Genomic DNA, 19056 nt, shown 5'->3' on the forward strand with positions numbered 1-19056 from the left:
TAATCAAACAGTAACCAAGCCAAGCAGTTCATTACAATAAAAAAGCACGCCGATTGACGTGCTTTTTTGGTTCGAACTAAAGGTCGTTTAACTTAAGGCTAAAAAGGCAAACAAAGTAATACCCAGTAGCATGCGGTAGATAACAAACGGCTTCATACCCACCTTGTTAACCCACTTAATAAATAAGTGAATACAAGAATAGGCACTGATAAACGACACCAATATACCCAGCGACATAGCCGACCAATCAATATCCACCGGATTATCAGCCATGTCTTTGCCCATAAGAACACAAGCGCCAACAATTACCGGAATAGACATTAAAAATGAAAAGCGCGCCGCGGCTTCACGGGTTAAACCCAACATTAAGCCAGCAGTAATTGTTATACCACTACGCGAAGTACCTGGAATAATCGCTATCGCTTGTGCAACACCCACAAACAGGGCCTGTTTCCAACCAATTTTATACTCATCGTGCACGAGCTTCGCTTGCGAATCGGCCCACCATAACAAAGCACCAAATACGATGGTGGTAGTTGCAATCACATACGCAGAGCGCAAGTACTCTTCAATCAACGATTTAAACAAGCCGCCAAACAGTACCGCAGGAATAGTGGCTAAGATAATTAACCAAGCAAGCACAGCTTCGGGGCTGCGGTTACCAGTAAACGAGCTTAACCACGCCTTAAGCATGGCCCATACTTCTTTTCTAAAGTAACCCAATACGGCAAACAAACTACCTACGTGCACCGCTACATCAAAGGCAATCCCCTGATCATCCCAACCAAAAATCTGCGAGGGCAAAATTAAATGGGCAGAACTGGAAATAGGTAAAAACTCGGTCAAGCCTTGGATCATAGCCAAAAAAATGGTCTCAAATGTACTCATTCTTGGTTCCTTGCTGCTAAAAAATTAAAAGTTGAAACTCTCTACAAGAGTGAGCACTTGGCTACTATGATCAAAATCTTGCCATAGTTGCGTGTAAGTTTGATGAAGTGTTGGATGTACCAACTCGCCAGCAATATCTGCCAGCGGCTTTAATACAAAAGCACTTTTACTTATCTCGGCTCTGGGTAATACACAGGGTGAATCTACCACTAAGTGGTTATATAAAAGAATATCGATATCTAAGGTGCGTGACGAGTACTTTTGCGCATCCATTGCCCGCCCGTGTTCAAATTCAATCCGTTTAATCGCTTCAAACACTGCTTGTAAGGATAAAGGGCTAGTAAATTTAGCCACCAAATTGTAGAACTCGGGCCCATCAAAACCCAAGGCTGGGCTTTCATAAACTGGGCTTAAAGTTAACTCGCCAAATTGTGCGCGTAATGCAGCCACACCTTGTTGGATGTATTGCTCACGTTCTATATTACTGCCAATGCCTACAAAAATATCGGCCATTACGAAGCGTAATCCTTTTGCTCACGTTCAATCTGCACACCCACGTTGCTAGCAAATGGAACGGCTCCGGGTTTATTGATAGTGACCTTAAGCCACGGCACAGAAAACTGCTGAATCACTAAGCTCGCCACTTTTTCGGCCACGGTTTCAACTAACTCGTGGGCTTGCCCGGTAACAAGATCACTTACCGCTTGACTCACCGAGGCGTAGTCGAGCGCTAGCGATAAATCATCATTTTGGGCGGCAGGTTTGTTATCCCACGCCATTTCTAAATCGATAAGCAACTTTTGCTTAATCTCTTTTTCCCACTCGTAAGCACCGATGGTGGCTAATACGGTGAGATCTTTAATAAATACTTTATCCATAGTTCTGGCTGCTGTGCTGCAAACGTGCTTATTAGCCTTAGCTAAAAAAACAGCGTATGATTTGACCTTTGAGAGAGCGCGATAATACCGCAATTCGACAATTGGTGGAATGCTTCTAAGCTAATGGGTTTACTCGGTTTATTTTTTATTACGGCAGCTTATTTGCTGGGTTCTATATCCAGTGCCGTACTAATATGTCGAATTTATCGCTTACCCGACCCTCGCCAACACGGCTCAAACAACCCAGGCGCCACCAACGTTTACCGCATCGGCGGCAAAACTCCTGCAGTATTAGTACTCGTGTGTGATCTACTAAAAGGCATGGTGCCGGTTTGGCTGGGTTATTACGCAGGGCTAGCACCAGTAGTATTAGGATTTGTAGGTATAGCTGCATGCTTAGGCCACATGTACCCCATCTTCTTTCATTTTGAAGGTGGCAAAGGTGTTGCAACGGCCTTAGGTGGCGTGCTGCCAATTGGCTTAGACTTAGCGGCTTTACTGATAGTAACTTGGATTATTACCTTAAAACTGCGCGGCTATTCATCGTTAGCTGCTATTGTGAGTGTGAGTTTAGCGCCTTTATACACTTGGCTAATAAAACCTGAATACACGCTCCCCGTTGCGATGCTAGCCTGCCTTATTATTATTCGCCACCAAGGCAACATTACTCGCCTGCGCAATCACACCGAAAGCAAAGTAGTCAATAAAGACCAATAAAAGAGCGCCTATTTAAGGCGCTCTTTTAACATCTAAATCACTTTAGCGGGCGGTAACTCATCAAGCGGCCAACGAGGCATCGCTTTTACTGATAAACCTTCGGTTTGCCCCGCTTTAAATCGCTGCATACCTGCGTAGGCAATCATAGCGCCATTGTCGGTACAAAATGCTGGTCGCGGGTAATACACCTTACCCCCACGTGATTCTAGTAACTCACCGAGCTGCTCACGCAATGATTTATTGGCGCTTACGCCACCGGCAATCACTAAGCGTTTTAAGCCAGTTTGCTTTAAGGCGCGACGACACTTAATGATTAAGGTTTCAACCAAGGCTTGTTGAAATGCTAAGGCAATATCGGCTTGGGTTTGTTCATCTTTACCTTCGGCATCAATGGTGTTTTTAGCAAAGGTTTTAAGGCCGGAAAAGCTCATATCTAAGCCGGGGCGATCAGTCATTGGCCTAGGGAAAGTAAAGCGGCCTGGTGTTCCCTTTTCGGCCAAGCGGCTTAAAGCTGGGCCACCTGGGTAATCTAAACCTAATAGCTTGGCAGTTTTATCAAAGGCTTCACCGGCTGCATCATCAATAGATTCACCGAGAATTTGATATTCACCAATGCCGTCTACTTCTACTAATAGAGTATGGCCACCAGACACTAACAAGGCTAAAAAAGGAAACTCTGGAGGGTTGTCTTCTAGCATTGGGGCTAATAAGTGGCCTTCCATATGGTGAACCGGCACGGCAGGTTTGTTCCACGCCATCGCAATACTGCGTGCTGTGAGCGAGCCAACCAATAAGGCGCCTACTAAACCTGGGCCTGCGGTGTAAGTTACTGCATCAATGTCATCTGCCGTGCAGTTGGCATTCTCCATCGCTTCTTTTATAAGAGGAATGGTTTTACGAATATGGTCGCGCGAGGCCAACTCTGGCACAACTCCGCCATAATCGGCATGTAATTTAACCTGGCTGTAAAGAACGTCGGCCAATAAACCTTGTTGGTCATCATAAATGGCCACGCCTGTTTCATCACACGACGTTTCAATACCTAGTACACGCATAATCTTGCTTTTCCTGCTTAGTTACTGGCTTAAAAATAGGTGTTTTTAATGCTTAAGCCCGCTTAAAATCGCAGCTATATTACTTGCTAGCGGCTTATTTCACCAGAGGATTACAAATAGGCTTTACATTACCCCCTAGTTCGGCTTAAAATTCCGCACCATTTTTAAACACTCAGGCTGATTTTTGTTCGGCCGTTAATAAACCGGAAGGTGATAGGCATATGCCAATCGTTAAAGTACGTGAAAACGAACCATTTGACGTAGCTCTACGTCGTTTCAAGCGCTCTTGCGAGAAAGCAGGTATTCTTTCTGAAGTTCGCCGTCGCGAGTTTTATGAAAAACCAACTACAGCTCGTAAACGTGCTAAAGCGTCTGCTGTTAAACGTCACGCTAAGAAATTGGCTCGTGAAAACGCACGTCGCGTTCGCTTGTACTAAGCGCTGTTAATAACCTATGTCATTAAAAGCAACCTTACAAGATGAGCAAAAAGCAGCAATGCGTGCCAAAGACAAGTTTCGTCTTGGCACACTGCGTATGTTGCTTGCGGCTGTTAAACAGGTAGAAATTGACGAGCGCATTACTTTAGATGATGACCAGATCCTGAGCATCATTGTTAAACAAGTAAAACAGCGTAAAGACGCAGCTGAACAATTTACAGCTGCCGAGCGTCAAGACTTAGCTGATAAAGAACTTGCCGAGATTGAAATCTTGGAAGCGTTCCTTCCTCAAGCGCTTAGCGAACAAGAAGTAGCCTCGTTAATCGAAGCTGCTATTGCTCAAACAGGCGCTGCTGGAATGCAAGATATGGGTAAAGTGATGGGCATCCTGAAACCTCAGGTACAAGGCCGTGCAGACATGGGTGCTATTAGCGCCGCTGTCCGCAGTAAACTAGCCTAAGCTCGTCCCTTAGAATACTCGAACAAGCCGTGTTCTCATTGAGTTCACGGCTTGTTTGTTTTTAATTTTCGCTGAAGATGGTAGTGAATGGCTGGAAGAATACCGCAACAGTTTATCGATGATTTATTGGCTCGTACCGATATCGTAAGCCTTATCGACCAACGTGTGCGTTTAAAAAAAGCCGGCAAAAACTACTCAGCGTGCTGTCCTTTTCATAATGAAAAATCCCCCTCTTTTACCGTAAGCCAAGACAAACAGTTTTATCACTGCTTTGGTTGTGGTGCCCACGGCAATGCCATCAGCTTTTTAATGGAATACGACAAACTGGAGTTTGTAGATGCCATTGAAGACTTAGCCAGCCAAATGGGTGTAGAAGTAGAGCGAGAAAACAGCAACAACAGTAAATTTGATAAAGAAAAAAGCCAACAACAACGCCAAGCCAGTAAAGACTTATATGAACTGATTGGCCACGCCAGCCGCTTTTTTCAGCAGCAACTACGTACTAACCCTAACAAACAACAGGTTATCGACTACCTAAAAGGCCGTGGCTTAAGTGGCGAGGTAGTACAACGCTTCTCCATTGGTTATGCGCCAGATGAGTGGGATGCGCTAGGCAAAGCCCTTGGTGGCTCTATGCAGGCCAGCCAACAACTTGTCGATGCCGGATTATCGATAGAAAACGACAAAGGCCGCCGCTACGACCGTTTTCGCGATAGAGTGATGTTTCCAATTCGTGATAAACGTGGCCGCTATATTGGCTTTGGCGGGCGTGTGTTTGGCGACGGTACTCCAAAGTATCTAAACTCACCAGAGACCAGCGTATTCCATAAAGGGCGCGAGCTCTACGGCCTTTACGAAGTGCGCCAAGCGCATAAGCAAATACCACAAATACTGGTGGTAGAAGGCTATATGGATGTGGTGTCTTTAGCCCAATTTGAGATTGACTACGCGGTTGCCTCACTAGGGACTTCGACCACTCCAGAGCACCTACAAACGCTATTTAGAACCAGCAACCAAATTATCTGTTGCTACGATGGTGACCGTGCAGGCCGCGACGCAGCATGGCGCGCCTTAGAAAATGCCCTACCGCATTTGCGCGATAACGTAGAGCTTAAGTTTATGTTTTTACCCGATGGCGAAGATCCAGATACTTTGGTTCGCCAAGAAGGAAAAGACGGCTTTGAACAACGCATGCGCAACGCCATGCCGTTATCGCAATTCTTATTTGAGCGTCTTAGCCAAGAAATAGATGTCACTACCGACGCGGGCAAAAGCCACTTAGCGGCGCGTGCTTCAGAGCTAATTAAGCCAGTTCAAGCTGAATTTTACCGCGAAATGCTCAAGGGAGAATTAGCCAAATGGTTACGCTGGGACAGTAATCGCCTAAATAAATTTTTTGCCCAAAGCGAGCCCAAGCCTCAAAGCAAGCAAGCGGCCGCTCTCAAGCTCACGCCTATGCGCAAAGCGATAGCAATGATTTTGCAACGCCCTGAAATTGCCAATGAATTACCGCCTTCAGAGCAACTTGAGCAAGTTAGCATTAAAGGGATGCCGCTGTTATTGGCACTAATTAGTGAAATACATAACAAACCCGAGATTACCACCGGCCAGCTGATTGAACGCTGGCGCGAAAAGCCTGAACAAAAGCACCTTAGCGCTTTAGCAGGCTACAATTTAGAAATTGACGAGTCAGGCTACCCAGACGAGCTGAAAGATATTATTGCCAGCTTTGTGGAGCAACTACTATTACAGCGTTACGAGCAACTCAATGTTAAATCACTGAAAGGCTCACTTAGCACAGAAGAGAAATATGAAATGCAGCAATTGGTAGTGGAATTAAAGCCTTAAGTGGCCTGTTTAAGGAATAAACAAAAAGTTTTTGGTTAAATGCCCTTGATATAGAAATTTTAACCCATACTTGATATAATTCTTCGTTTGCGCTTGCAGCGCTTACGTTTATGGTTTTGCTAGCTTAATCTACTTCGGATGACATCTATGGAACAAACCCCACAGTCTCAACTCAAACTCCTTCTCGCAAAAGGTAAAGAGCAAGGCTACTTAACTTATGCAGAGGTAAACGACCATTTACCTGCTGATATCGTAGATTCCGATCAAGTTGAAGATATCATTCAAATGATCAACGACATGGGTATTCAGGTACACGAAAATGCACCCGATGCCGATGACTTATTGTTGGCCGAAAATACTACCGACGAAGACGCCGCCGAAGCGGCCGCCCAAGCACTTGCTACGGTAGAATCAGAATTAGGCCGCACCACCGACCCAGTGCGCATGTACATGCGTGAAATGGGCACCGTTGAACTACTTACCCGCGAAGGCGAGATCGACATTGCCAAGCGCATTGAAGAAGGTATTAACGAAGTTCAACGTAGTGTTTCTGAGTATCCAGAAACCATCTCTATCTTGCTTGAAATGTACGACCAGTACCAAGCAGAAGAGCTAAAAATTGGCGATATTGTAAACAGCTTCATCGACGAAGACGAAGTAGCCGAAGCCGCACCAACTGCCACGCACATCGGCTCAGAGCTTGAAGAAAAAGATCTTGATGACGAAGATGAAGATGAAGACGAGGAAGAAGAAGACACCGGTCTTGATCCAGAAGTGGTAAAAGAGCGCTTCGATGCCTTACGCGAGCAATACGAAAAAACGCATGCCGCTATCGAAAAACACGGCCGTATGTCTGCCCGTGCTACTAAAGAAATTTTTGAACTAAGCGAAATTTTCCATACTTTCCGCCTAGTACCAAAATTGTTCGACAAGCTAGTAGCCAGCATGCGCACCATGATGGAACGAGTACGCACTCAAGAACGGCTAATTCTTAAGCTGTGTGTAGAACAAGGTAAAATGCCAAAACAAGCATTTGTTAAAGCCTTCTCTAAAGACGAAACCAGTGAAGAATGGTTTAACGAGCACAAAACCTCTGCTAAAGATTACGCCCCAGCGTTAATGGAAGTAGACGAAGAAGTGCGCCGTTGTATCTTCAAACTAAAAAGTGTTGAAGAAGAAACCGGCTTAACCATTAACAATATTAAAGACATCAACCGTCGTATGAGCATTGGTGAAGCAAAAGCTCGCCGTGCGAAGAAAGAAATGGTTGAAGCTAACCTACGTTTGGTAATTTCTATTGCGAAGAAATACACCAATCGTGGTTTACAGTTCTTAGACCTAATCCAAGAAGGTAACATTGGCCTAATGAAGGCTGTAGATAAATTTGAATACCGTCGTGGTTACAAATTCTCTACTTACGCGACTTGGTGGATCCGTCAGGCTATTACTCGTTCTATTGCGGACCAGGCACGTACTATTCGTATCCCTGTTCACATGATCGAAACCATTAACAAGCTAAACCGCATTAGCCGTCAAATGCTTCAAGAAATGGGTCGCGAGCCTACCCCAGAAGAATTGGCAGAGCGCATGTTAATGCCAGAAGACAAGATCCGTAAGGTACTTAAAATTGCTAAAGAGCCAATCTCCATGGAAACACCAATTGGTGATGATGAAGATTCGCACTTAGGTGACTTTATTGAGGATACTACCCTGTCGATGCCAGTAGATGCTGCAACAGGTGAAAACCTCAAGTTTGCCACTCAAGAAGTTCTCGCAGGCCTAACCCCACGTGAAGCCAAAGTACTACGCATGCGTTTTGGTATTGGTATGAACACCGACCACACGCTAGAAGAAGTAGGTAAACAGTTTGACGTAACCCGTGAGCGTATTCGTCAAATTGAAGCAAAAGCACTACGCAAGCTTCGTCACCCTTCTCGTTCAGAGCAACTTCGCAGTTTCTTAGACGAATAAGCCGCTAAACGGTGAATAAATAAGCGCTTAGTTTCAAACGCATAGACAAGGCTACAATGATTTTTTATAATCCAGCCTCGTTGTTTGAGCTAAGCTCGCAACACCCAATTTGGCCCTTTAGCTCAGCTGGTTAGAGCACACGACTCATAATCGTTAGGTCCACAGTTCAAGTCTGTGAAGGGCCACCATATACAAAGGCGTAGAAGGTTAGTAACCGCTACGCCTTTTCATTGCTATTCTATTGCCTAATCAACTCGGTCGTGAGGGGTGTCCATATACCCTTGGCATCCCACGCTTTATTGGCGAAGTATTGTCACTTATGGGCAAAACTTAACATTGCTTAATTTATAGCAACACTTGAGGAAATACTCATTTGGGGGCTACTGGCAATTATCCAGCTCATGTTCCCGAAGGTTAAAATAACAGTTACAGCCTCGACAACTTATTGCTTATCATTAAGCAACATTTATAAACGTAGCGCTGCCGTCACTTTTTGTTGCTCATTGCACAAATAACTTACCCGATAATAGGATGCCTCAAACCCGACTAGTGAAATAGCCTGATTAGCTGGAATAATCTCTCCCGCTGTATTGGTGATCTCTTGAGCAAAGCTAACAGAATTAGCGACTTTTAAATTGGCAATAACTGGCTCAGGCAAGCCGTAGCTTAAATCCGCCACAAAAGCTTTACCATCGAGGTACAAGGTTTTATGTTGGGCACTTAAGATATTGTGATCAACCCTTACCCCTCCGTCGGCAGCACAACTAAGTTTGAATATGCCGTAGTGCTTAACCAAACCGACTAAGCCATGAATGTTCGATTTAAGCACTCCCGCACTAGTGAACAGCTCTTTATAGCTAATTTGGGCATTGTTACTTATTATTTCACTTGGTTGGGTTTTAACGCGGAAACTGTTGTAAGCAAATAATTTTGGGGATACCAACAAAGCAAATAAGCCTACGCAAAAAACAGTTCTCCAAATCAGCTCTCTTTTACAACTAACTAAATACATGATGGTTCTCCCTAATAGCTACTAATTACCGCTAAAAAAGCGAAGTTAAACTGAGCCTTGCTTTATTTAACGCAGCACATCCGTGTGCTTATCTGACGCTAGTTACACTTTAAAACCCAATACCAACTCATTTTGCTGATGAGCTAATTCGTCGAGCTTATTACTCACTTTGGCTACAAGCTTCATTGAGTGAGTATTGGAGTCGGCAACATTGTTTATATCCTCCAAGCTACGAGCAATCATATTGGCGGTAGTCGTTTGCTCTTCAGCAGCATGAGCAATTTGGTAGCTCATTTGGCTAATTTCGGCGATGCTAGTTTGAATATCATTCATGGCTTTATTGGCTTGCTCTGAATGCTCCACGCTGTTTTGCATTTCACTCACACAGCGTTGAATAACGGCATTGGCATCTTGAGATTTATCTTGTAAAGCTTGGATCATTTCTTCTATTTCGCTGGTTGCATCAGTGGTGCGTTTTGCCAACACTCTCACTTCGTCGGCCACAACCGAGAACCCGCGCCCTTGCTCACCGGCCCTGGCAGCTTCAATGGCAGCATTTAGCGCTAATAAGTTGGTTTGCATAGCTATTTGCTGAATTACGTCGAGAATAGAACCAATATCTACACTCATTTGTTGCACAGCCGACACTGCGTCTACCGACTCATTAAGTTGACCAGATAGGGTATTAATAGTGGCGGTGTTGTTGCTCATTACTAAACTACCGGTGCGCACTGCTGACTCTACATCGCCCACCTTTTGCATCGAGCTTCTCGCACTTGCCTCTACATCTTTAACTGAGTGCTCCATTTCGGTCATGGCGGTCGCAACAGTGGCAGTTTGATGGCGCTGCTCGCCAAGACGAACACTTGATTCCGACATAGCAGACTGGTTTTGCGCAGACACCTCGGCCAAGTTCGTCGAAGTGACTCCAAGCTTTTGCAAAATGCTCTGCAAGTGACTCGCTAAGGTATTAATGTGTGCGCCCAATTGCTCAAATTCGATAAAGCTATGGTTGTCCACGCGCTGGCGCATATCACCAGCGGTAAGCGCTTCTAAAGTTTGCAGCATGCTGGCTAGTGGTTTGCGCACGTTACGAGAGAGGATCCACGCCAAAAATAGTAAGAAGGCACTCACCACGCCACCAATAACAAAAGCATGTTGGTAACTGTCATGGTAGATAGTTTCGGCGCTATCAATGGCGCTATCTTTTAGAACATTAGCCGCTTGTCTAAACTCGCCTAAAATAGCTAGAGCGCTATCCACTTCTTCGGCCAGCACTGCAATATTTTGATACAGTAAGTTGCGTGATTTAACCGAGCGGTGATGTAAATCTAATACCCCGCCCTTTTTGCCAACATCTTGAATAAATTGCTTAGTCGCTTGGTCAAAGTGTTGGCTTAACTCTGGTAATTGGGTAACTAAACCTTGATAAGCAAAATTTAGCTGGGTAACACTTCGTTTATTGTTTTTTATTGCCTCGGCGATGGCTTTCACATCATCACTGGCCAAGGCATCTGAAGTAATAGTTTCGGTTTGTTGTAGTTTTTCAAAATAGCTTTTAGCCATCAGTTTTACGGCTAGGTCATCTTGGCTATTTACAAATTCACTCATACCTAAACGCAATTCGGTTTGCAGTTGCTGAAAGCGGCGGGCGGTTATTCTTCGCTCGCTTTGAGCATTAAGCTGATTACGGTAGTTGGCCATGGCCAGTTTTGATTCGGCAAAATAGCGCTGCTCAAGCTCTTCTAATGCAAACAGTTGCTCAGTTAGTGAAGAACCTTGAGGTGTGGCTTGTTTAAGCTGTGCCAGTGCCGCTAAAAAAGCATGATGGTCTTGCTCGAATTTGTCGGCAAACTCTTGCTGTTTGGCATTGTTTTCTGTGGTAAGAAAATCTTTAAAGGTTTTATCGGCAATCAGCAAATTTACGCTGGTGAGGTTGGAATAGGTGACTAAAGGAAGAGCATCGGAGTTAACCATCAGCAGTTGCTGGTGAACCCGACTAGTGCCATTTAGCATTAAAACCACAGTAACAATAAATAGCGACACCATTACTGCAAAGCCTAAGTACATTCGTCTTACCAAAGAAGTACTGCGGGCTTTTTTATTTGAGAACAATCTAATCATACATCACCGAGAGTTTACTATATTGACAATATCCACAACCACGACATAACTAATTACCAGTAATATGAATACTCCTATCAAGACCATGATCTGACTCCTAAGTTGGCAAGTCGCTAAAAAAAGGACGAAACAAAAACGCGACTAAATACAATCCTACACAAACAGTATTAGTGGTTATTTAGGCAAGCCAGCTCTTGTTCAGCTATCTATTGCTTACTGCCTAGTAAACCGCGTTGTTGCCTCGCCTACCCCAATAAAAAGGTAAAGAACGAAAGGAAACGTTAAGAACTAGTTAGAGCCTCTAGCAACTAGAGGCTCTAAAGGGCTTACCACCAAACGTCTGCTTGGAAGCCCAAAATAAAATCACTATCTAAGTCACCAGATTCGTTAGTGTGGGTCCACGACTTAGGTAAGTAGGTGGCTAACAAACGAATTTCTGGTGCAGGCCCCATACCGGTAGGTAAGATAAAGGTTGGCGCAACGGTAATTTTAGACTGGTTAGACGTAACACCACTCCAGTTGTTGTGCACATACCCTAATTCACCTTGTACGTAAAAATGGTCGCTTACAGGGAAGGTTGGGCGAACCATCGCAGAAATCCAGTAGTCGTAACTACCTAGGTCATTTTCGTGATGGTCGTTGTATTGACCTTGAATAGAAGGGAAAAAGCCAATGCCATTATCTAGTGTGTAACCGCCCCACAATAATAAGCGTGCAGACGTATCTTTCTTGTCCACCATGGTGAGCAAGCGAGTAGCATCGCCGCCACGCGAAGCTGTGCTCCAGCTCCAATCTGGGTGTTCACCTTGGAACTGCGAACCAGGGTGGTAAGCATTATAATCGGTAATAGTACCTGCCAGTAAGTTGCCCGAGCCTAAACCTCTACCGGCTTGAGCAATAATCTTAGAGAAACCATTACCAGGAATGCCAAAAAAACTATTAAGGGTGTAAATTGCGGTTAAGTCATAGCCCGTTTCGGCCCATTCCTTACCATCGTAATCCCAGTTATCAGGCATAGTCTTATACATCGCGGACAACTCTAAAGCTCCGTAAGTCACCGCAAACTGAAAGGCATGCATGATATTATTTAGGTTATCTAGGTTACCTGCATTATCTGTGGCCCAACGATCAATCTCTGGGTCTACGCGGTCACTCGCAATATAAGCAAAATCTAATAGAGCATCTCCTACTTCATAACCGTAAACACCTAAACCAGTACCCGACATATCACTGTAGAAAAAGTCGGTCATAAAAATGTAGTTATCTTTACCGTACTCTCTTTTCCCACCCCAGAATACGCCACTTGAAGATACGCCATCAAACTCTACGAATAACTGGCCAAAACCCATTTGGAAGGCGTCAGCGCTGGCGCTTAACGAGCTTTCCTGGCCATAATCGCCTAGACCAACATTTACACTAACCGCTCGGCCATCATCAAACACCCAGGTATTAGCAAAGTTAAGGCTAGCGTCATTATCCGCCTCTAAACCTAAGCGGCCTAAGGTTTCTTTTTGGCCAGCAAAATTAGATTTTTTAAAATCATTTTCAGCACTGGTTAATAGCCCTGCACGAAAGTAACCATGAAACTCAAAACCTTCGGCAGACGCATAAGCACCACCAGAGAGAGACAAGCTAGACACTGCTGCTATGCAAGCGAGCGATAGTTTAGACAATTTCATTTTAACTCCATTAAAAGTCAGTATTTTCCATATAAAACAACCATCAAAAAGTAAGCGCTTTCTTTTCTTGGCTAAAAAAATGAAAATCTCTAATGCGCAAAGCTCACAAAACAGCCGCAAGTGGCTTAATGAGGCAAAGACTAGTAAAAACACATTAAAAAACTTTCATTTTTAGTATAAATATTTAGGAAATAACATAATGTGACCTCCCCCACACAAAAAGAAAGCGCTTTCTATTTGTGTAATCTGAAAATTAAATTAATAAAATCAGATATTTAAATGAAGGCGCATTAAATTTATCGGAGAAAAACTAAGAATTTGCTATCAAACTCACACTCTAACTCACTAACGGCTGCAGTTAATTAAAGTGTGAGGAAGGGTATAACTAAGCTTTACTGTGCTTTTATAGCTTTAACAAAAACCTCATTGGCATTTACTAAGCCAGCTTGCTCAGCGTCTTTAACAATTTTTAAGGCTTTGTCATAGTTCCCATTGGCAACTGCTTGCTGAATAAGTTGCTCAAACATGGCTGCTACTTCTGGCTCAATGTTAGAGAGTTGAGCATTGCTTACAGCCGAATTGGCAGAAATACTATCTACGCTAGATTGACTAGCTTCAACCTTTACTGCGCTAGTGCTGGTGCCCACTACTGCTGCTGCAGCAAGCGCGTCTGCACTTTTCTGCTCTGCCGGCACATAATCGAAAGCAAGACGAGCTGCGCCAATGGCAGTATGAGGTATTGGCTTGTTCATATAAATTTTCATATTTACATCTACCCTGCCAGTTTCTGCGGCCTTACTGTCTGGTGGGTTCAACTTAGTTTGCTGCTGCATTGCCTCAGCAGTTGTAAATACCAATAAGTATTTTGCTCTTTGCTGGTCTCCGTAATGGCTTGGCAGCAGTATGTTGCCGTAATAACGATCTACGCTAACAATCGAGCTGGGATCGTAGTTAATCGTATTGTCGTCGAATAACTGCAATGGTTGATGATCTTCATCTAGCACTAAAATCGATGGTACAAACACACTATTTACTATCGGTGCCGATACATCAATATTAGTCGCACCTTCAGCATTAGGGAGTTCAAAAGCCTTCACAAAGGAACGGCCAGAACTAAAGTTAAAAACTGGGTCGCTGGTGGTAATAGTAAAGTCTAACTTGCCTGGCGCGGTCACTAACTGGTAATCAAGCTGCTTTAAAGAATTACAGCATATTGTTGCCTGCTGTAAGGCGGCATAACCTTCTTCTGGCGCAATTTTTTGAATATCTTTGGTATCGTCGGTTCCGTAGTCAACAATCATACTTTGGTTATTACTACAGGCGGTCAAGGCTAACACTATACTTGCGGCCAAAATTGTTTTCATAACATTTCCCTTTATGTCTAGCAATGCGCACCACGCCTAGTGCTACCTGCCTTACGAGCCTTACAGCCCTTATCACATAGCATTTATAAATGTGTTCTGCTTGGCATTTCCTTGTAAAAACACCGACAGACTTCACGTTCAACACAGCAAAGTAAGCGCTTTCTTTTTATCAATGTAATAATTCTACTGCCAAATACAAGGCAAATATTAATCAATAACGCGTTTTGTGAGATGCCTACCAGATAACATCCGTACGCGAGTAACACCAAGAGGTAACAATAGTAATGAAGTATTGTCGACAAGAAATCTACTATCCCTTGTTGGTGGTATTCACCATAAGCCTTATGTTTTGGCAAAAGTTTGGCATGAATATAACGCTCAACTACCCGATTGATCAGCACGTAAACGCGAAACTACTTAACGATGACATAAATGGTGGGGCATCCATTGGCACTCTTGAGGTTAACGATACCGATGTTACGTTGCACTGCAAAACGGTGGACTCTCATACCTTCCCATTTTGCAGCATGTTAGTTCCACTCCAAACCAAGCAAAACAAATTTGCCGACTTGTCTAAGTTTGATAGCTTAACCGTAGACTTAACCACTATTGACTTAAAGCGCGACACGGTACTGATTTACCTACTCAACAATGAGCAAGACTTACCCCATGGAAACAACAAAATTAGCCGTACGCGGGCCAATATTCAAACCATTAATCCGATGATAGGTCGCTCACAATATAAGCTAGCGCTAAATCAGTTTTATGTACCTTCGTGGTGGGTATTCACCAAGCCTTATGGCATAGACACTGGTGCTAGGTTAGACAATGTAGAGTATTTACAAATTGCCACTGGCGACAATCGCGCACTTAAAGATCTAGAGATCACCCTGCATGCTTTTAGCTTTAGCGGAAAATGGATAAAAGCTAGAGACCTATATTTTTTGCTGCTTTCGCTATGGATCGCCAGCATTGTGCTACATGCGATTTTCCTTGCAGGGAAAATGCGAAATAAATACTTACAATCAAAGACTCATTCTGAAGAGCTGAATAAAATAAATAGCTTTTTAAGCATTGAACGTGACAAATATAAAACCATGGCCAAGCATGATCCGCTGACTAAATTGCTTAATCGAGCCGGCTTAAGTGGCACCCTTTCTACATTAATGAGTGAGTTTTCTCTTTCATCTAAAACGGCCAGCTTAATCATGTTTGATATTGACCACTTCAAACAGATCAATGACCAACATGGTCATGATGTGGGTGACCAAGTATTAGTCTCTATCAGTCAGCGGGTCTCTGAGATAATTAGAGGCGAAGATGTATTTGCCCGCTGGGGCGGCGAAGAGTTTGTCATTGTTTGTCCTAATACCCAGTTAAAAGGCGCGTGTGTACTGGCCGAAAACATTAGAGCCCTTATCGCTAACAGCCCGCTAATAGAACAACAACAAGTAACCAGCTCTTTTGGTGTTGCACAGCTTAACTCCGCCAACATTGATACTTGGTTTAAGCGGGCAGACGAGGCGCTATATAAGGCCAAAATGGGTGGCCGAAATAAAATTGAGTTTAATTAAATATGATACCGAAACCACTACTCTCTTGGGCACAGACAACAATAGCCACCGCACTATTTGCAGGAATATTGCTACCCCATGACGCTATGGCAGATAGCCTGCAAACGGTTAGTTATCCCAAGTTTAGTCAGCGCTCCGAATATTTTGCCAAGGTTCTTAGTCTAGCCCTAGCTAAAACAGAGCAAGAATATGGCACAGCCAATATTCAAGCCTATGAGCGAGAGTTAAGTAATGAGCGCTTACGCCGCTATTTGCAGGACAAACAACACATAGACGTAATGTGGTCAACGGCTACTCAGCAACGCAATCAAACACTACGCCCAGTTAAGTTCGACTTGTTACAAGGCCTTGGCCAATATCGGTTTTTGTTAGTAAAAGCGGGTGATAGTAAGCGTTTTGACGAGATAAAAAGCTTACCCCAGTTACGTAAATTTACTGCAGGTTCAGGCACCTACTGGAGCGATACTAAGGTAATGCGACATAACGGTATTGAGCCAGTTACCTCGGTAAACCATAGCTTACTACCTATGCTGGCCGCAGGTCGCTTTGATTACGTCTCACGCGGCGCTCATGAGGTGTGGTCTGAGCTTGCAGCCCACGCCAATCAGTTTGAATTACTGGATAACGTAGTACTCAAATACTCTAGTCGCTATTTTTTCTACGTAAACAAAGACGATATAGAGCTCGCAGAACGCTTAGAAAAAGGGCTTTATCTAGCTTTAAACGACGGCAGCTATAACCAGCTATTTTTTAGCGAAAGTGACTTTAAGCAAGGCTGGGACAAACTCAATGAACTTGCTCCAGCGAGCGTAATCATACTTACTTCCCCCAAGGATTAAGCCAGCAAGCTACAAAACTAAAAAAGGAAGCATAAGCTTCCTTTTAGCTAAGTTGCAGTTAAATCTACTTAATAGAAGTAAATGTTGTCAACATAAGCACTATCGCTTGTTGAACCCCATAGTTGAAGACCCATTTGGGTTAACTCACCGCGATTAAAATTGCCAGCCGCAGAATCGAATGGGATCTCAACGGTTATCCAACGCCCAGTTTCAATGCCAGCGACATCCAAAATAGCAGGCCCAGTGGAAGACAGCACTTGGAATTGAGCTCGAGTAATACCACTAGTAGCATAAAAATCGAAGCGCATGCCGGTCATTTGTGAGCCATCTACAGGGTTAGTAATGCCATATTGAATTCCGGTTACCCCACCGTTGGTACCTTCAGGGGTAATTTGGAATTTAGCGGTATTATTACCACCTAAGCTAACAAATGAGTGCGTAGGTGGGTTCCACCATGGATCAGACCAGTAAGTAACCCAGTGTTCACTAGACAAAGTATCACTAAATATGGCGATCACATCGTCATTTGATACCGTTGGCACAGGTGCTGCCTCTGTAGGGCCAGCATTGATCGGCACTAAAGAAATGGTAAGGTTATTGGCACCATTCGCAATATCACTAACCGCTTGACCTATGCCAAAACCATCGGCAGCCGCTTTCACTTTCTGCTTACCTTCAGCCAGATTTAATCTCGCCATGCCTGAAGCGTTTGTCGCCACCTCATAAGGGGTGTCAAACTCACCTTCAGCGCCAACATAAACAGTAGCGTTAGCCAACGGCGCCCCCTGCTGACTCTGGACTAATACATCTAAGTCATATTTATTGGCATCGCCAGAAAAGTAAAAGTTATCAACAAAAATAGCTTTACCCGCCTCGCCCCAAAGCTGAATTCCAGCCATTTGCATTTGCGCTGAATTCAAGGCGCTATCACCATTAAGCGCCATGCTTAAAAACGGAATAGCGTAGCTTACCCATTGACCCGCTGGAGGATTGTCAATCGTATAACTTGCTGAACCATCGGTGGACACCAACTGCAATAAAATTCGGCTGATACCAGGCTCTACATAGATATCAATATTCCAAGTATTGTGGTTAGATACATCAATGCTGCCATATTCAATACCATATTGAATGCCAACCACACCGCCCTCAGCACCCGCGCCAACTATTTCGTAACGTGCATAGTTATCACCGTCAATGCTACCTGGCGAGTAAAATGGTGCGTTCCACCAATTTTCATTCCATAGTGAAACAAACTTATCTTCGGTTAAAGCGTCACTAAAAATTGAAAAGGCCTGTTCGTTTGACACACTTGGTTCAGGAGCCGCCGTTGAAGGCTGGCTGCGCTCTACATCTTTGGTAATCAACGATACATTGCTTATTTGAACACTAGAAGGTGTATCACTAGGGAATACAAAGGCAAACCAACGAAGCTGAGTGGTGCTTGGTATCGCAACTTCATACTGCATCCAACCATCTGACAATGGTGTACCTGATGCAACCGGAATAGAAATACTAAAGTCTGGAATGTTAAAGCCCTGCACATTAACTTCTACATTGGTAAATCCATTCGATTTTAAATTGAAGCGTGCATAGTTATAAGCAGATGCATCAATCGCATTCTCTTGCTCGTTACCCCAAGCAATACCTGCTCCTTGCCCCCAATTAGTGCCACTAGTTACTTGTATCACTTTGCTAAAGTCTGGATCAACAATAGTGTCGTCGATCCCCGCACCAGAACCCCACGTATCTCCCCAATACTGCATGTAATAGGAGTCATCATTATCAGAGTGAAAGATAAACATTTCTTCTGGAGGTGGAGTAATCACTACTTCGTCAAGCTCAATGCTCAAAGCACTAGCCGCACCATTAATTGTAGCGGTAGACTGACCATCACTGTATCCACTCAAGCTAGCTGATACACTATAGGTACCGTTTACTAGATCAAAACTAACCATGCCCTGAGCATTGGTTGTTTTCGTTTCACTGCCAATAACAACTTGTACACTCGCCAGCGCCAGTTGTGAGTTAGCATCTTTCACTTCAACAGTAAGGGGGTATTTACTATCCACCGGAGGTTCTGGAGGAGAGCTATCACTTCCCCCTCCCCCACAAGCAAACAATGTGGCACTAAGCAGCGCCAGTGATAAACTTTTTAGTAAGTTATTCATTAGCCATATCCTTGGTAAGTACTTTTGGTTTTATAAGGT

The 19056-nt window shown here is 43.9% G+C and carries 16 protein-coding genes and 1 tRNA gene; 8 read left to right on the forward strand and 9 right to left on the reverse strand.

The genetic code is table 11. The annotated features are described in order from the left end of the window. Positions 1-87 precede the first annotated feature (87 nt). Genes K5L93_RS06150 through folB form a run of 3 tightly spaced genes read right to left on the reverse strand, consistent with a single transcriptional unit; the run spans position 88 to position 1766 of the window. Positions 88-888 carry an undecaprenyl-diphosphate phosphatase gene (locus K5L93_RS06150; RefSeq protein WP_220718930.1) on the reverse strand — a complete coding sequence of 267 codons (801 nt, stop codon included), beginning with the start codon at positions 886-888 and terminating at the stop codon, positions 88-90. 24 nt (positions 889-912) lie between these two features. Continuing rightward, positions 913-1401 carry a 2-amino-4-hydroxy-6-hydroxymethyldihydropteridine diphosphokinase gene (gene folK, locus K5L93_RS06155; RefSeq protein ID WP_016403349.1) on the reverse strand — a complete coding sequence of 163 codons (489 nt, stop codon included), beginning with the start codon at positions 1399-1401 and terminating at the stop codon, positions 913-915. Further along, positions 1401-1766: a dihydroneopterin aldolase gene (folB, locus tag K5L93_RS06160; RefSeq protein ID WP_016403350.1), complete on the reverse strand. Its 366-nt coding sequence runs from the start codon at positions 1764-1766 to the stop codon at positions 1401-1403. The genes folK and folB overlap by 1 nt, the downstream gene beginning before the upstream one ends. A gap of 123 nt (positions 1767-1889) precedes the next feature. Between folB and plsY the strand changes: the two genes are divergently transcribed. Beyond that, positions 1890-2483 carry a glycerol-3-phosphate 1-O-acyltransferase PlsY gene (plsY, locus tag K5L93_RS06165; protein WP_220718931.1) on the forward strand — a complete coding sequence of 198 codons (594 nt, stop codon included), beginning with the start codon at positions 1890-1892 and terminating at the stop codon, positions 2481-2483. Between the two features lie 32 nt (positions 2484-2515). On the opposite strand, the gene tsaD is transcribed toward plsY, so the two are convergent. Beyond that, the gene (gene tsaD / locus K5L93_RS06170; protein ID WP_220718932.1) at positions 2516-3538 is read right to left on the reverse strand and encodes a tRNA (adenosine(37)-N6)-threonylcarbamoyltransferase complex transferase subunit TsaD; all 1023 of its coding nucleotides are present in this window, start codon (positions 3536-3538) and stop codon (positions 2516-2518) included. Between the two features lie 221 nt (positions 3539-3759). Between tsaD and rpsU the strand changes: the two genes are divergently transcribed. The 5 genes from rpsU (at position 3760) to K5L93_RS06195 (ending at position 8442) form a co-directional block, all read left to right on the forward strand. After that, positions 3760-3975, forward strand: a complete 216-nt coding sequence (rpsU, locus tag K5L93_RS06175) for a 30S ribosomal protein S21 (protein ID WP_016403353.1) — start codon at positions 3760-3762, stop codon at positions 3973-3975. A gap of 16 nt (positions 3976-3991) precedes the next feature. Further along, the gene (locus K5L93_RS06180) at positions 3992-4435 is read left to right on the forward strand and encodes a GatB/YqeY domain-containing protein (RefSeq protein ID WP_016403354.1); all 444 of its coding nucleotides are present in this window, start codon (positions 3992-3994) and stop codon (positions 4433-4435) included. 87 nt (positions 4436-4522) lie between these two features. After that, positions 4523-6283, forward strand: a complete 1761-nt coding sequence (gene dnaG / locus K5L93_RS06185) for a DNA primase (RefSeq protein ID WP_220718933.1) — start codon at positions 4523-4525, stop codon at positions 6281-6283. Positions 6284-6430: 147 nt separating this feature from the next. Continuing rightward, a complete protein-coding gene (gene rpoD, locus K5L93_RS06190) occupies positions 6431-8254 on the forward strand; it encodes an RNA polymerase sigma factor RpoD (protein ID WP_220718934.1) in 1824 nt (607 codons plus the stop codon). A gap of 111 nt (positions 8255-8365) precedes the next feature. Then, positions 8366-8442 (forward strand) — tRNA-Ile (locus K5L93_RS06195). A 278-nt stretch (positions 8443-8720) separates the two neighbouring features. Here the strand turns inward: K5L93_RS06195 and K5L93_RS06200 are convergent. The 4 genes from K5L93_RS06200 to K5L93_RS06215 all read right to left on the reverse strand — a co-directional run bounded on the left by K5L93_RS06200 (position 8721) and on the right by K5L93_RS06215 (position 14433). Beyond that, positions 8721-9266 carry a hypothetical protein gene (locus K5L93_RS06200; RefSeq protein WP_220718935.1) on the reverse strand — a complete coding sequence of 182 codons (546 nt, stop codon included), beginning with the start codon at positions 9264-9266 and terminating at the stop codon, positions 8721-8723. 102 nt (positions 9267-9368) lie between these two features. After that, positions 9369-11390 (reverse strand): methyl-accepting chemotaxis protein, encoded by a 2022-nt coding sequence (locus tag K5L93_RS06205; RefSeq protein ID WP_220718936.1) that lies wholly within the window; start codon positions 11388-11390, stop codon positions 9369-9371. A gap of 326 nt (positions 11391-11716) precedes the next feature. Then, positions 11717-13069, reverse strand: a complete 1353-nt coding sequence (locus K5L93_RS06210) for a carbohydrate porin (protein ID WP_220718937.1) — start codon at positions 13067-13069, stop codon at positions 11717-11719. Positions 13070-13461: 392 nt separating this feature from the next. After that, positions 13462-14433 (reverse strand): MalM family protein, encoded by a 972-nt coding sequence (locus K5L93_RS06215; protein ID WP_220718938.1) that lies wholly within the window; start codon positions 14431-14433, stop codon positions 13462-13464. 284 nt (positions 14434-14717) lie between these two features. Between K5L93_RS06215 and K5L93_RS06220 the strand changes: the two genes are divergently transcribed. Both K5L93_RS06220 and K5L93_RS06225 read left to right on the forward strand, forming a co-directional pair. Then, on the forward strand, positions 14718-16007 hold the full coding sequence (locus tag K5L93_RS06220; RefSeq protein WP_220718939.1) for a GGDEF domain-containing protein: 1290 nt from the start codon (positions 14718-14720) through the stop codon (positions 16005-16007). A gap of 2 nt (positions 16008-16009) precedes the next feature. Continuing rightward, positions 16010-16846: a transporter substrate-binding domain-containing protein gene (locus tag K5L93_RS06225; protein WP_220718940.1), complete on the forward strand. Its 837-nt coding sequence runs from the start codon at positions 16010-16012 to the stop codon at positions 16844-16846. A 68-nt stretch (positions 16847-16914) separates the two neighbouring features. Here the strand turns inward: K5L93_RS06225 and K5L93_RS06230 are convergent, their stop codons facing one another. Continuing rightward, positions 16915-19017 (reverse strand): carboxypeptidase-like regulatory domain-containing protein, encoded by a 2103-nt coding sequence (locus K5L93_RS06230; RefSeq protein ID WP_220718941.1) that lies wholly within the window; start codon positions 19015-19017, stop codon positions 16915-16917. Positions 19018-19056 lie beyond the last annotated feature (39 nt).

It is taken from the genome of Agarivorans litoreus (assembly GCF_019649015.1).
Taxonomy (GTDB): domain Bacteria; phylum Pseudomonadota; class Gammaproteobacteria; order Enterobacterales; family Celerinatantimonadaceae; genus Agarivorans; species Agarivorans litoreus.

Excerpts from the sequence above, each read along its gene's own strand:
- folK (WP_016403349.1), bottom strand. The coding sequence starts at position 1,401 with ATGGCCGATATTTTTGTAGGCATTGGCAGTAATATAGAACGTGAGCAA.
- dnaG (WP_220718933.1), top strand. The coding sequence starts at position 4,523 with ATGGCTGGAAGAATACCGCAACAGTTTATCGATGATTTATTGGCTCGT.
- plsY (WP_220718931.1), top strand. The coding sequence starts at position 1,890 with ATGGGTTTACTCGGTTTATTTTTTATTACGGCAGCTTATTTGCTGGGT.
- K5L93_RS06220 (WP_220718939.1), top strand. The coding sequence starts at position 14,718 with ATGAAGTATTGTCGACAAGAAATCTACTATCCCTTGTTGGTGGTATTC.
- K5L93_RS06205 (WP_220718936.1), bottom strand. The coding sequence starts at position 11,390 with ATGATTAGATTGTTCTCAAATAAAAAAGCCCGCAGTACTTCTTTGGTA.
- K5L93_RS06150 (WP_220718930.1), bottom strand. The coding sequence starts at position 888 with ATGAGTACATTTGAGACCATTTTTTTGGCTATGATCCAAGGCTTGACC.
- tsaD (WP_220718932.1), bottom strand. The coding sequence starts at position 3,538 with ATGCGTGTACTAGGTATTGAAACGTCGTGTGATGAAACAGGCGTGGCC.
- folB (WP_016403350.1), bottom strand. The coding sequence starts at position 1,766 with ATGGATAAAGTATTTATTAAAGATCTCACCGTATTAGCCACCATCGGT.
- K5L93_RS06230 (WP_220718941.1), bottom strand. The coding sequence starts at position 19,017 with ATGAATAACTTACTAAAAAGTTTATCACTGGCGCTGCTTAGTGCCACA.
- K5L93_RS06210 (WP_220718937.1), bottom strand. The coding sequence starts at position 13,069 with ATGAAATTGTCTAAACTATCGCTCGCTTGCATAGCAGCAGTGTCTAGC.
- K5L93_RS06225 (WP_220718940.1), top strand. The coding sequence starts at position 16,010 with ATGATACCGAAACCACTACTCTCTTGGGCACAGACAACAATAGCCACC.
- K5L93_RS06180 (WP_016403354.1), top strand. The coding sequence starts at position 3,992 with ATGTCATTAAAAGCAACCTTACAAGATGAGCAAAAAGCAGCAATGCGT.
- rpoD (WP_220718934.1), top strand. The coding sequence starts at position 6,431 with ATGGAACAAACCCCACAGTCTCAACTCAAACTCCTTCTCGCAAAAGGT.
- rpsU (WP_016403353.1), top strand. The coding sequence starts at position 3,760 with ATGCCAATCGTTAAAGTACGTGAAAACGAACCATTTGACGTAGCTCTA.
- K5L93_RS06215 (WP_220718938.1), bottom strand. The coding sequence starts at position 14,433 with ATGAAAACAATTTTGGCCGCAAGTATAGTGTTAGCCTTGACCGCCTGT.
- K5L93_RS06200 (WP_220718935.1), bottom strand. The coding sequence starts at position 9,266 with ATGTATTTAGTTAGTTGTAAAAGAGAGCTGATTTGGAGAACTGTTTTT.